Origin of the sequence: Streptomyces sp. TLI_105 (assembly GCF_900105415.1) — a bacterium.
Classification (GTDB): domain Bacteria; phylum Actinomycetota; class Actinomycetes; order Streptomycetales; family Streptomycetaceae; genus Streptomyces.
Genome location: NZ_FNSM01000001.1, coordinates 3,446,919 through 3,461,115 on the forward strand (window position 1 = coordinate 3,446,919; position 14,197 = coordinate 3,461,115).

Genomic DNA, 14,197 nt, shown 5'->3' on the forward strand with positions numbered 1-14,197 from the left:
GGGAGTCACACCGCCCTCATCAGCAGGGTCGCGGCGATCAGCACCGCCGTACCTCCGAACATGGAGACCGCGTACGTGCGGGCGTAGCCGTTCTGGAGCTTGCGCAGCCGGCCGGAGAGTCCTCCGACGGCGGCCGCGGTGCCGTTGACGACGCCGTCGACCAGGCTGTGGTCGACGTAGACCAGCGAGCGGGTCAGGTGCGTGCCGCCGGTGACGAAGACGGCGTGGTTGAAGTCGTCCTGGAGCAGGTCGCGGCGGGCGGCCCGGGTGAGGAGCGAGCCGCGCGGGGCGACCACCGGGACGGGCCGGCGGCCGTACTGGAGGTACGCGAGGCCGACGCCGATCACCATGACGGCGACGGTGGCGGCGGTGACGGCGGCGGCGCTGACCGGCGAATGGCCGTGCTCGAAGCCGGTGACCGGCTCCAGCCACTCGACGAATCCGGCGAACTCGAAGACGGCGCCCGCGGCGACCGAGCCGACGGCCAGCAGGACCATCGGGATGACCATGGACTTGGGCGACTCGTGCGGGTGGGGCATGGCGCCCGCCGCGTGCTCGGCGGCCGGCTCGGCGCTGGGCGCCTGGTCGGCGTCCGGCGCCGGCTGCCAGCGCTTCTCGCCGAAGAAGGTCATCAGCATCACGCGGGTCATGTAGTACGCGGTGATGGCGGCGCCGAGCAGGGTGACCGCGCCGAGGATCCAGCCCTCGGTGCCGCCCTTGGCGAAGGCCGCCTCGATGATCTTGTCCTTGGAGAAGAAGCCGGACAGGCCGGGGAAGCCGATGATCGCGAGGTAGCCGAGGCCGAAGGTGACGAAGGTGACCGGCATGTACTTCCGCAGGCCGCCGTACTTCCGCATGTCGACCTCGTCGTTCATGCCGTGCATGACCGAACCGGCGCCGAGGAACAGCCCGGCCTTGAAGAAGCCGTGCGTCACCAGGTGCATGATCGCGAAGACGTAGCCGATGGGGCCGAGGCCGGCCGCCAGGATCATGTATCCGATCTGCGACATCGTCGAACCGGCGAGGGCCTTCTTGATGTCGTCCTTGGCGCAACCGACGATCGCACCGAAGAGGAGCGTGACGGCGCCGACCACGGTGACGACGAGCTGCGCGTCCGGCGCCGCGTTGAAGATGTCGGCGGAGCGGACGATCAGATAGACACCGGCGGTCACCATCGTGGCCGCGTGGATGAGGGCCGAGACCGGGGTCGGGCCCTCCATCGCGTCCCCGAGCCAGGACTGCAGCGGCACCTGGGCCGACTTGCCGCAGGCGGCGAGGAGCAGCATCAGGCCGATGGCGGTGAGCTTCCCCTCGCCCGTCTGGTCCGTCGCCCCGAGCACCGGCCCGAAGGCGAAGGTGCCGAAGGTGGTGAACATGATCATGATGGCGATGGAGAGGCCCATGTCGCCGACCCGGTTGACCAGGAAGGCCTTCTTCGCGGCGGTGGCCGCCGTGGGCTTGTGCTGCCAGAAGCCGATCAGGAGGTACGAGGCGAGGCCGACGCCCTCCCAGCCGAAGTACAGCAGCAGGTAGTTGTCGGCGAGGACGAGCAGGAGCATCGCCGCGACGAACAGGTTGAGGTAGCCGAAGAACCGGCGGCGGCGCTCGTCGTGCTCCATGTATCCGATGGAGTAGACGTGGATGAGCGTGCCGACCCCGGTGATCAGCAGGACGAAGGTCATCGACAGCTGGTCGAGCTGGAAGGCCATGTCCGCCTGGAAGCCCTCGACGGGGATCCAGGTGAAGAGCCGCTGGTGCAGGGCCCGGTCCTCGGCGCCCTTGCCGAGCATGTCGGCGAAGAGCGCCAGGCCGATCACGAAGGAGACGGCCGCGAGCAGCGTGCCGAGCCAGTGCCCGGACTTGTCGAGCCGCCGCCCGCCGAGGAGCAGCACCGCCGCGCCGAGCAGGGGCGCCCCGATGAGCAGCGCAATGAGATTTTCCACGTTCAGCCCCTCACAGCTTCATCAGGCTGGCGTCATCGACCGAGGCCGAGTGGCGGGCACGGAAGACGGACACGATGATCGCGAGCCCGACGACGACCTCCGCGGCGGCGACGACCATCGTGAAGAAGGCGATGATCTGGCCGTCGAGGTTGCCGTGCATGCGGGAGAACGTGACGAACGCGAGGTTGCAGGCGTTGAGCATGAGCTCGACGCACATGAAGACGACGATCGCGTTGCGCCGGATCAGCACCCCGGCCGCACCGATGGTGAACAGCAGGGCCGCGAGGTACAGGTAGTTGACGGGGTTCACCGGGTGGCCTCCTCTTCGTCCCGGTCCCGGCCGAGCCGCTCCTCGGAGCGCTGCTCCAGTGCCTTGAGGTCGGCCATCGCCTCGGTGGACACGTCCCGGATCTGGCCCCGCTTGCGCAGGGTCTGCATGACGGTGAGCTCCGACGCGGTGCCGTCGGGCAGCAGACCGGCGATGTCCACGGCGTTGTGCCGGGCGTACACACCGGGCGCGGGCAGCGGCGGGACGTGCTTGCCCTCGCGCACGCGCTGCTCGGACAGCTCGCGCTGGGTGCGGGCCCGCTCGGTCCGCTCCCGGTGGGTGAGCACCATCGCGCCGACGGCCGCCGTGATCAGCAGCGCGCCGGTGATCTCGAAGGCGAAGACGTACTTGGTGAAGATGAGGGCGGCGAGGCCCTCGACGTTCCCGCCGTGGGCGCTGTTGGCCGTGCCGAGGCCGGCGAACTCCGTCAGCGAGGCGTTCCCGATGCCGGCGGCGAGCAGGATGCCGAAGCCGAGACCGCAGGCGACGGCCAGCAGGCGCTGGCCCTTGAGGGTCTCCTTCAGCGAGTCCGCGGCGGTGACACCGACCAGCATGACGACGAAGAGGAAGAGCATCATGATCGCGCCGGTGTAGACGACGATCTGGACGATGCCGAGGAAGTACGCGCCGTTCGCCAGGTAGAAGACCGCGAGGACGATCATCGTGCCGGCGAGGGAGAGCGCGGAGTGCACGGCCTTCCTCATCAGGATCGTGGACAGCGCGCCGGCGACGGCTACGGTGCCCAGGACCCAGAACTGGAAGGCCTCACCGGTGGAAGTCGTGTACGCCGCGAGGTTCGCGCTCATGCGTCCGCCCCCTCCGGCTCGTCCTTCTCCCCCTTGGACACGGCGACCTGACGGACCGTGCCGGGCGCCGCCTCGATGACGAGCCCCCGGTAGTAGTCCTGCTCGGTCATGCCCGGGAAGATCGCGTGCGGGGTGTCGACCATGGTCTCCTCCAGGCCCGCGAGGAGCTGCTCCTTGGTGTAGATCAGGTTCTCGCGGGAGGAGTCGGCCAGCTCGAACTGGTTGGTCATCGTCAGCGCGCGCGTGGGGCACGCCTCGATGCACAGTCCGCAGAGGATGCAGCGGGCGTAGTTGATCTGGTAGACGCGGCCGTACCGCTCGCCCGGCGAGTAGCGCTCCTCGTCGGTGTTGTCCGCGCCCTCGACGTAGATGGCGTCGGCGGGACAGGCCCAGGCGCACAGCTCGCAGCCGACGCACTTCTCCAGGCCGTCGGGGTGACGGTTGAGCTGGTGCCGGCCGTGGAAGCGGGGCGCCGTCGTCTTCTGCTGCTCCGGGTACTGCTCCGTCAGCCGCTTCTTGAACATGGCCTTGAAGGTCACGCCGAAGCCGGCCACCGGATTCTGGAAATCAGACACCGTCCGTCTCCTTTCCATCACTCGCAGTAGCAGTATCGGGGGCGCCACTGACAACGAGGTCCCGGTCGTACCGGGACCTGCGCCGCGGCACGGGCGGCAGGGACTGTCCGGGCTTGGGCGGTACGGGGAAGCCGCCGGCCATCGGGTCGAAGGACCGCTCGTCGGCGGAACCGGCCGCGGCCTCCTTCGCCTTCCGGTCGCGGAACGCGTCCACCAGGAAGGAGAGGAGGAGCAGGGCGAGGACGGCGCCGGCCACGTACAGCACGATGTTGGAGAAGGCGATGTTCTCGTTCCGCAGCGCGCGGACGGTGGCGACCAGCATCAGCCAGACCACGGCGACCGGGATGAGGACCTTCCAGCCGAGCTTCATCAGCTGGTCGTAGCGGACGCGGGGCAGGGTGCCGCGGAGCCAGATGAAGAAGAACAGCAGCAGCTGCACCTTCACGACGAACCAGAGCATCGGCCACCAGCCGTGGTTGGCGCCCTCCCAGAAGGTGGAGACCGGGTACGGGGCCCGCCAGCCGCCCAGGAAGAGGGTCACCGACACGGCCGAGACCGTCACCATGTTCACGTACTCGGCGAGCATGAACATCGCGAACTTGATGGACGAGTACTCGGTGTTGAAGCCGCCGACGAGGTCGCCCTCGGACTCCGGCATGTCGAACGGGGCGCGGTTGGTCTCGCCGACCATCGTGACGATGTAGATGATGAACGACACCGGCAGCAGGATCACGAACCAGCGGTCCGCCTGCGCCTCGACGATCTTCGAGGTCGACATCGACCCGGAGTAGAGGAAGACGGAGGCGAAGGCCGCGCCCATGGCGATCTCGTACGAGATCATCTGCGCGCAGGACCGCAGGCCGCCGAGCAGCGGGTACGTGGAGCCGGAGGACCAGCCGGCGAGGACGATGCCGTAGATCCCGACGGAGGCGACCGCGAGGACGTACAGCATCGCGATCGGCAGGTCGGTGAGCTGCATCGCGGTCCGGTGCCCGAAGATCGAGACCTCGTTGCCGGCCGGGCCGAAGGGGATCACGGCGATCGCCATGAAGGCGGGGATCGCGGCGACGATCGGCGCGAGGACGTAGACGACCTTGTCGGCCTTCTTGACGATCACGTCCTCCTTGAGCATCAGCTTGATGCCGTCCGCGAGGGACTGGAGGAGGCCCCAGGGGCCGTGCCGGTTGGGGCCAATGCGCAGCTGCATCCAGGCGACGACCTTGCGCTCCCACACGATGGAGAAGAGCACGGTGATCATCAGGAAGGCGAAGCAGAAGACGGCCTTGATCAGCACGAGCCACCAGGGGTCCGTGCCGAACATGGACAGGTCTTCGGCGGCGAGGACGTTCGGGGTCATGCCTGCACCTCCTGCGAGGTCGCCGGGCCGATGCGGACCAGGGTGCCGGGGCGGGCGCCGGTGTCGGAGAGGACGCCCCGGCCCGCCGAGTTCAGCGGGAGCCAGACGACCCGGTCGGGCATCTCGGTGACCTGGAGCGGGAAGGCGACCGAGCCGGCGGGGCCGGTCACCTCCAGGACGTCGCCGTCCTTGACGCCGGTGTCGGCGGCGGTGGCGGCGGAGAGCCGGGCGACCGCCGCGTGCCGGGTGCCGGCCAGGGCGGCGTCGCCCTCCTGGAGCCTGCCGAGGTCGAGGAGGAGCCGGTGTCCGGCGAGGACGGCCTCGCCGTCGCCGGGCCGGGGCGCCGACTGGCCGGGCGAGGCGGGCTCGGTCGCCCGCTCCTCGGTCCAGCCGCCGAGCCGGTCCATCTCCCGCCGCACGGACCGCAGGTCGGGCAGGCCGAGGTGGACGTCGAGGGCGTCGGCCAGCATGTGGAGCACGCGGGCGTCGGTCGGCGCGAGGGGCCGGGTCATCTGCTCGGGCTTGAGCGCGGCCTCGAAGAGCCGGGCCCTGCCCTCCCAGTTGAGGAAGGTGCCGGGCTTCTCGGCGACGGCCGCGACCGGCAGGATCACGTCGGCGCGCTCGGTGACCTCGCCGGGCCGCAGCTCCAGGGAGACCACGAACGCCGTGTCGAGGGCCTCACGCGCGCGTGCCGGGTCCGGCAGGTCGGCGACCTCGACGCCGGCGACGAGCAGCGCGGCGAGCTCGCCGCCGGCCGCGGCCTCCACGATCTGGCCGGTGTCGCGGCCGTAGCGGTGCGGGAGCTCGCGGACGCCCCAGGCGGCGGCGACCTCCTCACGCGCGCGGGGATCGGTCGCGGGCCGGCCGCCGGGCAGCAGCGCCGGGAGCGCCCCCGCCTCGACGGCGCCGCGCTCGCCGGAGCGGCGCGGGATCCACACGAGGCGGGCGCCGGTGGCGGTCGAGGCGCGCAGGGCGGCGGTGAGCGCGCCGGGCACGCCCGCGAGCCGCTCGCCGACGGCGAGGACGGCGCCTTCCTGGCGGAGGGCCTCGGCGGCGGCGGCGCCTTCCTCGGAGAGGCCGACCCGGGAGGTGAGGGCGTCGAGCCACTCGGTCTCGGTGCCGGGGGCGGCCGGCAGCAGCGTGCCGCCCGCCTTCGTCAGGCCCCGGGTGGCGAACGGGGCGACCGCGTAGGTCTTCTGGCCGTGCTTGCGCCAGGCCTTGCGGAGCCGCAGGAAGACGGCGGGGGCCTCCTCCTCGGACTCCAGGCCGACGAGGAGCACGGCCGGGGCGGCCTCCAGCGAGGTGTACGTGACCCCGCTGCCGTCCAGGTCGCGTCCCCGGCCGGCGACGGCGGAGGCCAGGAAGTCGGCCTCCTCGCCGGAGTGGATCCGGGCCCGGAAGTCGATGTCGTTGGTGTGGAGGGCGACCCGGGCGAACTTGGCGTACGCGTAGGAGTCCTCGACGGTCAGCCGCCCGCCGGTCAGGACGCCGGTCCGGCCGCGGACGAGCCCGCGGGCGGCGGCCTCCAGGGCCTCGGGCCAGGAGGCGGCCTCCAGCTCACCGGACTCGGGGTTCCGGACGAGCGGTGTGGTCAGCCGGTCGCGCTGCTGGGCGTACCGGAAGCCGAAGCGGCCCTTGTCGCAGATCCACTCCTCGTTGACCTCCGGGTCCTCGGCGGCGAGCCGCCGCATGACCTTGCCGCGCCGGTGGTCGGTGCGGGTGGCGCAGCCGCCGGCGCACTGCTCGCAGACGGACGGCGAGGAGACCAGGTCGAAGGGGCGGGAGCGGAAGCGGTAGGCGGCCGAGGTGAGGGCGCCGACCGGGCAGATCTGGATGGTGTTGCCGGAGAAGTACGACTCGAAGGGGTCGCCCTCGCCGGTGCCGACCTGCTGGAGCGCGCCGCGCTCGACGAGCTCGATCATCGGGTCGCCGGCGACCTGGTTGGAGAAGCGGGTGCAGCGGGCGCACAGCACGCACCGCTCGCGGTCGAGCAGCACCTGGGTGGAGATCGCGACCGGCTTCTCGTAGGTCCGCTTGACGCCCTCGAAGCGGGACTCGGCCTGTCCGTGGGACATGGCCTGGTTCTGCAGGGGGCACTCGCCGCCCTTGTCGCAGACCGGGCAGTCCAGCGGGTGGTTGATGAGCAGCAGCTCCATCACGCCGTGCTGGGCCTTCTCGGCGACGGGCGAGGTGAGCTGCGACTTGACGACCATGCCGTCGGTGCAGGTGATGGTGCAGGAGGCCATGGGCTTGCGCTGGCCCTCGACCTCGACGATGCACTGGCGGCAGGCGCCGGCGGGGTCGAGGAGCGGGTGGTCGCAGAAGCGCGGGATCTCGATGCCGAGCTGTTCGGCGGCGCGGATGACCAGCGTCCCCTTGGGGACGGAGATCTCGGCGCCGTCGATGGTCAGCGTCACGAGGTCCTCGGGCGGTACCGGCGCGCTGCCGCCGCCGCTGGGGGTGGACGCGATGACGGTCATGCGGTCACCTCCTTGTGGTTGTCCGCCCAGGCGGTCGACTTGGCCGGGTCGAAGGGGCAGCCCCGGCCGGTGATGTGCTGCTCGTACTCCGCGCGGAAGTACTTCAGCGAGGAGAAGATCGGCGAGGCGGCGCCGTCGCCGAGGGCGCAGAACGACTTGCCGTTGATGTTGTCGGCGATGTCGTTCAGCTTGTCGAGGTCCGCCATGACGCCCTTGCCGGCCTCGATGTCGCGGAGCAGCTGGACGAGCCAGTACGTGCCCTCGCGGCAGGGCGTGCACTTGCCGCAGGACTCGTGGGCGTAGAACTCGGTCCAGCGGGTGACGGCCCGGACGACGCAGGTGGTCTCGTCGAAGCACTGGAGCGCCTTGGTGCCGAGCATGGATCCGGCGGCGCCGACGCCCTCGTAGTCGAGGGGCACGTCGAGGTGCTCGTCGGTGAACATGGGGGTGGAGGAGCCGCCGGGGGTCCAGAACTTGAGCCGGTGGCCGGGGCGCATGCCGCCGCTCATGTCGAGGAGCTGGCGCAGGGTGATGCCGAGGGGGGCCTCGTACTGGCCGGGCGAGGCGACGTGCCCGCTGAGCGAGTACAGCGTGAAGCCCGGGGACTTCTCGGTCCCCATCGACGTGAACCAGTCCTTGCCCTTGTTCAGGATCGCGGGAACGGAGGCGATGGATTCGACGTTGTTCACCACAGTGGGGCAGGCGTACAGACCGGCGACCGCGGGGAAGGGGGGACGCAGCCGGGGCTGGCCGCGACGCCCTTCGAGCGAGTCGAGCAGCGCGGTCTCCTCACCGCAGATGTACGCGCCGGCGCCGGCGTGGACGGTGAGTTCGAGGTCGAGTCCGCTGCCGAGGATGTTCGTGCCGAGGTAGCCGGCGGCGTAGGCCTCGCGGACGGCCTCGTGGAGGCGGCGCAGGACGGGGACGACCTCGCCGCGCAGGTAGATGAAGGCGTGGTTCGAGCGGATCGCGTAGCAGGCGATCACGATGCCCTCGATGAGGGAGTGCGGGTTGGCGAAGAGGAGGGGGATGTCCTTGCAGGTGCCGGGTTCGGACTCGTCGGCGTTGACGACGAGGTAGTGCGGTTTGCCGTCGCCCTGCGGGATGAACTGCCACTTCATGCCGGTGGGGAAGCCGGCGCCGCCGCGTCCGCGGAGGCCGGATTCCTTGACGTACGCGATGAGGTCGTCGGGGCTCATCGCGAGGGCCTTCTTGAGGCCCTGGTAGCCCTCGTGGCGCTCGTAGGTCTCCAGGGTCCAGGAGTCGGGCTGGTCCCAGAAGGCCGACAGGACGGGCGCCAGGAGCTTCTCGGGGCTGCTGTTGTTGATCTCGGCGGCCAAGGTCATCACTCCCCCTCCTGTCCGGAGGTCTCACCACGCGGGTGGACGATTCGGTGGTGCGGCTTCTCGCCCTTCGCCAGGCGCAGTCCCACGAGGGAGGCCGGGCCGGCGCCGCCGGTGGCCTCGACGGCGCCGGGGCGCTCGTCGGGGAAGCCGGCGAGGATGCGGGCGGTCTCCTTGAAGGTGCAGAGCGGGGCGCCGCGGGTGGGCTCGACGGTGCGTCCGGCCCGGAGGTCGTCGACCATCTTCTTGGCGGACTCGGGCGTCTGGTTGTCGAAGAACTCCCAGTTGACCATCACGACGGGTGCGAAGTCGCAGGCCGCGTTGCACTCGATGTGCTCGAGGGTGATCTTGCCGTCCTCGGTCGTCTGGTCGTTCCCGACGCCGAGGTGGGCCTTGAGCTCCTCGAAGATGGCGTCGCCGCCCATGACCGCGCAGAGCGTGTTGGTGCAGACGCCGACCTGGTAGTCGCCGGAGGGCTTGCGCCGGTACATCGTGTAGAAGGTGGCGACGGCGGTGACCTCGGCGGTGGTCAGGCCGAGCATGTCGGCGCAGAACCGCATGCCGGTGCGGGTCACGTGGCCCTCCTCCGACTGCACGAGGTGCAGCATCGGCAGGAGCGCGGAGCGGGAGTCCGGGTAGCGGTCGATGATCGCCCGGGCGTCCTCCTCCAGGCGGGCGCGGACGTCCGCCGGGTACTCGGGGGCGGGGAGCTGGGGCATGCCCAGGCTGATCTGGTCGGTCATCGGTCGACGCCTCCCATCACGGGGTCGATGGAGGCGACGGCGACGATGACGTCGGCGACCTGGCCGCCCTCGCACATCGCGGCCATGGCCTGGAGGTTGGTGAAGGACGGGTCGCGGAAGTGGACCCGGTAGGGGCGGGTGCCGCCGTCGGAGACGACGTGGACGCCGAGCTCGCCCTTGGGCGACTCGACGGCCGCGTAGGCCTGCCCTGCGGGGACCCGGAAGCCTTCGGTGACCAGCTTGAAGTGGTGGATCAGGGCCTCCATGGAGGTGCCCATGATCTTCGCGATGTGGTCGGTGGAGTTGCCGAGGCCGTCCGCGCCGAGCGCGAGCTGCGCCGGCCAGGCGATCTTCTTGTCGCCGACCATGACCGGGCCGGGCCCCAGGCGGTCGAGGCACTGCTCGACGATCCGCAGGGACTGCCGCATCTCCTCCAGGCGGACGAGGAAGCGTCCGTAGGAGTCGCAGGTGTCGGCGGTCGGGACCTCGAAGTCGTAGTTCTCGTAGCCGCAGTACGGGTCGGTCTTCCGCAGGTCGTGCGGGAGGCCCGCCGAGCGGAGGATCGGTCCGGTGGCGCCGAGGGCCATGCAGCCGGTGAGGTCGAGGTAGCCGACGTCCTGCATGCGGGCCTTGAAGATGGGGTTGCCGGTGGCGAGCTTGTCGTACTCCGGCAGGTTCTTCTTCATGGTCTTCACGAACTCGCGCACGGCGTCGACGGCGCCGGGCGGGAGGTCCTGGGCGAGGCCGCCGGGGCGGATGAAGGCGTGGTTCATGCGCAGGCCGGTGATCAGCTCGTACAGGTCCAGGATCATCTCGCGGTCCCGGAAGCCGTAGATCATGATCGTGGTGGCGCCGAGCTCCATGCCGCCGGTGGCGATGCAGACCAGGTGCGAGGAGAGCCGGTTGAGCTCCATCAGCAGGACGCGGATGACGCTGGCGCGGTCCGGGATCTGGTCGGTGATGCCGAGGAGCTTCTCCACGCCCAGGCAGTACGCCGTCTCGTTGTAGAACGAGGTGAGGTAGTCCATGCGCGTGACGAAGGTGGTGCCCTGCGTCCAGGTCCGGTACTCGAGGTTCTTCTCGATGCCGGTGTGGAGGTAGCCGATGCCGCAGCGCGCCTCGGTGACGGTCTCGCCGTCGATCTCCAGGATGAGGCGGAGCACGCCGTGGGTGGACGGGTGCTGGGGACCCATGTTGACGATGATGCGCTCGTCGTCGGCCTTCGCGGCGGACTGGACGACCTCTTCCCAGTCGCCGCCGGTCACCGTGTAGACGGCGCCTTCCGTCGTCTCGCGTGCGGACGACGCGTTGGGGCTGTTCACGAGTACGACCTCCGCTGGTCCGGAGCCGGGATCTGGGCGCCCTTGTACTCGACGGCGATGCCGCCGAGGGGGTAGTCCTTGCGCTGCGGGTGGCCCTGCCAGTCGTCCGGCATCATGATCCGGGTGAGGGCGGGGTGGCCGTCGAAGACGATGCCGAAGAAGTCGTACGTCTCGCGCTCGTGCCAGTCGTTCGTCGGGTAGACGGCGACGAGGGACGGGATGCGCGGGTCGGCGTCGGGGGCCGAGACCTCCAGGCGGATCAGCCGGCCGTGGGTCAGCGAGCGCAGGTGGTAGACGGCGTGCAGCTCGCGGCCCTTGTCCCCGGGATAGTGGACGCCGGAGACCCCCGTACACAGCTCGAAGCGCAGGGCGGGGTCGTCGCGCAGGGTGCGGGCCACGCGGACGAGGTGCTCGCGCTCGATGTGGAAGGTGAGCTCGCCGCGGTCGACGACCGTCTTCTCGATGGCGTTCTCCGGGAGGAGGCCCTGCTCCTCCAGGGCGCCCTCCAGCTCGTCGGCGACCTCGTCGAACCAGCCGCCGTACGGGCGGGCGGCCGGGCCGGGGAGCCGGATCGAGCGGACGAGGCCGCCGTAGCCGGAGGTGTCGGCCCCGCTCTGGGCACCGAACATGCCGCGCTGGACGCGGACCTCCTCGCCGTGGTCACCGCGCTGGCCCGGCAGGTTCTGCGTGCTGAGGTCCTTCTCGGGGTTGGGTGTCTCGTCACTCACTGTGCAGCCCTGTTCCCTTCTCCGCCCACACGGCGCAGAGGTGCGGCATTCGTCGCCTTCTGCGGCCCGGCGGCCGCGCGTGCGTCGGTCACCTCAGCAGACCCTTCAACTCGATCGTCGGCAGCGCCTTGAGCGCCGCCTCCTCCGCCTCGCGGGCCGCCTCCTCGGCGTTCACGCCGAGCTTGGAGGACTGGATCTTCTGGTGGAGCTTGAGGATCGCGTCCAGGAGCATCTCCGGACGCGGCGGGCAACCGGGCAGGTAGATGTCGACCGGCACGATGTGGTCGACGCCCTGCACGATCGCGTAGTTGTTGAACATGCCGCCCGAGGAGGCGCAGACGCCCATGGAGATGACCCACTTGGGGTTGGGCATCTGGTCGTAGACCTGCCTCAGGACGGGCGCCATCTTCTGGCTGACCCGGCCGGCCACGATCATCAGGTCGGCCTGGCGCGGCGAGCCGCGGAAGACCTCCATGCCGAAGCGGGCCAGGTCGTACCGGCCGGCTCCGGTGGTCATCATCTCGATGGCGCAGCAGGCGAGGCCGAAGGTCGCGGGGAACACGGACGCCTTGCGCACCCAGCCCGCGGCCTGTTCGACCGTCGTCAGCAGAAAGCCGCTCGGGAGTTTCTCTTCGAGTCCCATAGGTGCCCCTCAGCCCTTCAGTCCCATTCCAGGCCGCCGCGTCGCCACACGTACGCGTAGGCGACGAAGACGGTGAGCACGAAGAGCAACATCTCCACGAGCCCGAAAAGCCCCAGGGCGTCGAAGGTGACGGCCCAGGGGTAGAGGAAGACGATCTCGATGTCGAAGACGATGAAGAGCATCGCCGTCAGGTAGTACTTGATCGGGAAGCGGCCGCCTCCGGCGGGCGTGGGGGTGGGCTCGATGCCGCACTCGTATGCTTCCAGTTTCGCCCTGTTGTACCGCTTTGGCCCGATGAGCGTGGCCATGACCACGGAGAAGATCGCAAACCCCGCACCCAGGGCACCGAGCACGAGGACGGGCGCGTACGCATTCACGCTCCTCGCTCCTTCCAGTCGTCCTTGACCGTTGGACCGCACCGCCGGGCCGTGGAAGATCGCCCCCATGTGAGGCAGTTCACAAGCCCGGCTGCCCCGCATCTTATGCCCGCCCCTCTGTGATCTGCGACACGGGGTGCAGCAAGGACTTTGTGATCTCCACCACCTGACGAAGGATCATGAAGTCGGATGAGCGGTGATCTTGTTGCGCGAAGCACGCAGGTGATCACCAGATGTGACATCCGGACCGGAAATCGCTGCTCGGAAGGGGTGTCGCACTATCAAGTGATGGCAAGTGCAGGCAAATTGGCGATGGACGCGTCCGGGTGATAAAGAAACCGGCCGTCGCCCGGTCGGGCGGCCCGGCGTACGGAGGTGGACGCGTGCGCGCCTTCACGAGAGGAGTGTGACCTGCGTCACGCCACAGGAGCTCCAAAAGAAGAGGGCTTGGCCATCGGCGTCAAGAGATGGTAAGCGTCGGGCAATTCGGGCGTTTCAATGAAAACCCGTGATCAAGGGCTGGATGAGCCATGCCCGATTTGCCCGTTACGGCGTCAATAAGGTTACGACCGAGGCGGATTCACAGATTCCAAACGTAACTGTGGCGCAACCCACGTTTCTTGAAGGGAACCGTCGAGCCCTGATAGCGGTTGTTCCCATGTCCCACACCGCTCACATACCCAGCCACCGGAAGCCCCGCCGCAGCGCCTCGAAGCTCGCGCTCCGCGCCGGAGTTGCCGGTGGCGTCCTCGGCACCATCGCGGTGGCCGGTGCTGCCGGGCCGGCGAATGCCGAGCCGGTGACCGAGACCATCGAAATGCCCACCCTGGGCTCCCTCGACGCCGCCGGCGGCCTCGCCAGCGCCGTCGCCGCCTCCGCCGAGGCCTCCCAGCAGGAGGCCCTCGACCAGAGCCTCCAGACGCAGGAGGACGCGGCGCTGCAGAAGGCCGCCAAGGAGGCCAAGAAGGCCAAGGCCGAGGCCGAGCGCAAGGCCGCGGCCGAGCGCGCCGAGGAGGCCCGCCTCAAGGCCGAGCAGGAGCGCAAGGAGGCCGCCGAGCGCGCCTCCCGCGACGCCGCCCGCACCCAGCTCTCCACCCAGAGCTCGTCGGACGACGGCGGCTCGTCCTCGGACAGCGGCTCCACCACCTCCGAGAGCGACAGCCAGACGCAGGCCCCCACCGGCTCCGCCGCCGCGATCGTGGCCTTCGCCAAGGCCCAGATCGGCGACGCGTACGTCTCCGGCGGCACCGGCCCCAACTCCTGGGACTGCTCCGGCCTCGTCCAGGCCGCCTACCGCGCGGCCGGCATCGACCTGCCCCGCATCTCGTACGAGCAGTCGAGCATGGGCACCTCCGTCTCCCTGAGCAACCTGCAGCCGGGCGACATCCTGTACTGGGGCAGCCGCAGCGGCTCGTACCACGTCGCCATCTACGTCGGCGGCGGCCAGTACGTGGGCGCGCAGAACCCGTCCAGCGGCGTGGTCCAGCACTCCATGGACTGGGACACCCCCTCGGGCGCCGTCCGCATCCTCTGATCCACCCCACGGCATGCC

13 protein-coding genes are annotated in these 14,197 nt (G+C 70.0%); 1 reads left to right on the forward strand and 12 read right to left on the reverse strand.

From position 1 onward, the window contains the following. Nucleotides 1–5: 5 nt before the first annotated feature. The 12 genes from nuoL to BLW86_RS15720 form a co-directional block, all read right to left on the reverse strand. Nucleotides 6–1,943, reverse strand: coding sequence for an NADH-quinone oxidoreductase subunit L (nuoL, locus tag BLW86_RS15665; RefSeq protein ID WP_093874611.1), 1,938 nt, complete (start codon nucleotides 1,941–1,943; stop codon nucleotides 6–8). A gap of 10 nt (nucleotides 1,944–1,953) precedes the next feature. After that, a complete protein-coding gene (gene nuoK, locus BLW86_RS15670) occupies nucleotides 1,954–2,253 on the reverse strand; it encodes an NADH-quinone oxidoreductase subunit NuoK (protein ID WP_017239464.1) in 300 nt (99 codons plus the stop codon). Then, on the reverse strand, nucleotides 2,250–3,077 hold the full coding sequence (locus tag BLW86_RS15675) for an NADH-quinone oxidoreductase subunit J (RefSeq protein ID WP_093874612.1): 828 nt from the start codon (nucleotides 3,075–3,077) through the stop codon (nucleotides 2,250–2,252). The genes nuoK and BLW86_RS15675 overlap by 4 nt, the downstream gene beginning before the upstream one ends. Continuing rightward, nucleotides 3,074–3,670: an NADH-quinone oxidoreductase subunit NuoI gene (gene nuoI, locus BLW86_RS15680; RefSeq protein ID WP_093874613.1), complete on the reverse strand. Its 597-nt coding sequence runs from the start codon at nucleotides 3,668–3,670 to the stop codon at nucleotides 3,074–3,076. The genes BLW86_RS15675 and nuoI overlap by 4 nt, the downstream gene beginning before the upstream one ends. Beyond that, on the reverse strand, nucleotides 3,645–5,009 hold the full coding sequence (gene nuoH / locus BLW86_RS15685) for an NADH-quinone oxidoreductase subunit NuoH (protein ID WP_093874614.1): 1,365 nt from the start codon (nucleotides 5,007–5,009) through the stop codon (nucleotides 3,645–3,647). Before nuoH ends, nuoI begins: the two co-directional genes overlap by 26 nt. Continuing rightward, nucleotides 5,006–7,489, reverse strand: coding sequence for an NADH-quinone oxidoreductase subunit G (locus tag BLW86_RS15690; protein WP_093874615.1), 2,484 nt, complete (start codon nucleotides 7,487–7,489; stop codon nucleotides 5,006–5,008). The genes nuoH and BLW86_RS15690 overlap by 4 nt, the downstream gene beginning before the upstream one ends. Further along, entirely contained in the window at nucleotides 7,486–8,838 is a 1,353-nt protein-coding gene (gene nuoF, locus BLW86_RS15695) for an NADH-quinone oxidoreductase subunit NuoF (protein WP_177181660.1), read from the reverse strand. Before nuoF ends, BLW86_RS15690 begins: the two co-directional genes overlap by 4 nt. Next, a complete protein-coding gene (nuoE, locus tag BLW86_RS15700; protein ID WP_093874617.1) occupies nucleotides 8,835–9,575 on the reverse strand; it encodes an NADH-quinone oxidoreductase subunit NuoE in 741 nt (246 codons plus the stop codon). Before nuoE ends, nuoF begins: the two co-directional genes overlap by 4 nt. Next, on the reverse strand, nucleotides 9,572–10,897 hold the full coding sequence (locus tag BLW86_RS15705) for an NADH-quinone oxidoreductase subunit D (protein ID WP_093874618.1): 1,326 nt from the start codon (nucleotides 10,895–10,897) through the stop codon (nucleotides 9,572–9,574). The genes nuoE and BLW86_RS15705 overlap by 4 nt, the downstream gene beginning before the upstream one ends. Next, the gene (locus BLW86_RS15710; RefSeq protein WP_093874619.1) at nucleotides 10,894–11,625 is read right to left on the reverse strand and encodes an NADH-quinone oxidoreductase subunit C; all 732 of its coding nucleotides are present in this window, start codon (nucleotides 11,623–11,625) and stop codon (nucleotides 10,894–10,896) included. The genes BLW86_RS15705 and BLW86_RS15710 overlap by 4 nt, the downstream gene beginning before the upstream one ends. An 88-nt stretch (nucleotides 11,626–11,713) precedes the next feature. Continuing rightward, nucleotides 11,714–12,268, reverse strand: coding sequence for a NuoB/complex I 20 kDa subunit family protein (locus BLW86_RS15715; RefSeq protein ID WP_030318842.1), 555 nt, complete (start codon nucleotides 12,266–12,268; stop codon nucleotides 11,714–11,716). A 17-nt stretch (nucleotides 12,269–12,285) separates the two neighbouring features. After that, nucleotides 12,286–12,645, reverse strand: a complete 360-nt coding sequence (locus tag BLW86_RS15720; RefSeq protein ID WP_019888619.1) for an NADH-quinone oxidoreductase subunit A — start codon at nucleotides 12,643–12,645, stop codon at nucleotides 12,286–12,288. A 658-nt stretch (nucleotides 12,646–13,303) separates the two neighbouring features. On the opposite strand from BLW86_RS15720, the gene BLW86_RS15725 reads away from it, so the two are divergent. Next, nucleotides 13,304–14,179: a C40 family peptidase gene (locus BLW86_RS15725; RefSeq protein ID WP_093874620.1), complete on the forward strand. Its 876-nt coding sequence runs from the start codon at nucleotides 13,304–13,306 to the stop codon at nucleotides 14,177–14,179. Nucleotides 14,180–14,197 lie beyond the last annotated feature (18 nt).

Excerpts from the sequence above, each read along its gene's own strand:
- BLW86_RS15675 (WP_093874612.1), bottom strand. The coding sequence starts at position 3,077 with ATGAGCGCGAACCTCGCGGCGTACACGACTTCCACCGGTGAGGCCTTC.
- nuoI (WP_093874613.1), bottom strand. The coding sequence starts at position 3,670 with ATGGAAAGGAGACGGACGGTGTCTGATTTCCAGAATCCGGTGGCCGGC.
- nuoH (WP_093874614.1), bottom strand. The coding sequence starts at position 5,009 with ATGACCCCGAACGTCCTCGCCGCCGAAGACCTGTCCATGTTCGGCACG.
- BLW86_RS15690 (WP_093874615.1), bottom strand. The coding sequence starts at position 7,489 with ATGACCGTCATCGCGTCCACCCCCAGCGGCGGCGGCAGCGCGCCGGTA.
- nuoE (WP_093874617.1), bottom strand. The coding sequence starts at position 9,575 with ATGACCGACCAGATCAGCCTGGGCATGCCCCAGCTCCCCGCCCCCGAG.
- BLW86_RS15715 (WP_030318842.1), bottom strand. The coding sequence starts at position 12,268 with ATGGGACTCGAAGAGAAACTCCCGAGCGGCTTTCTGCTGACGACGGTC.
- BLW86_RS15725 (WP_093874620.1), top strand. The coding sequence starts at position 13,304 with ATGTCCCACACCGCTCACATACCCAGCCACCGGAAGCCCCGCCGCAGC.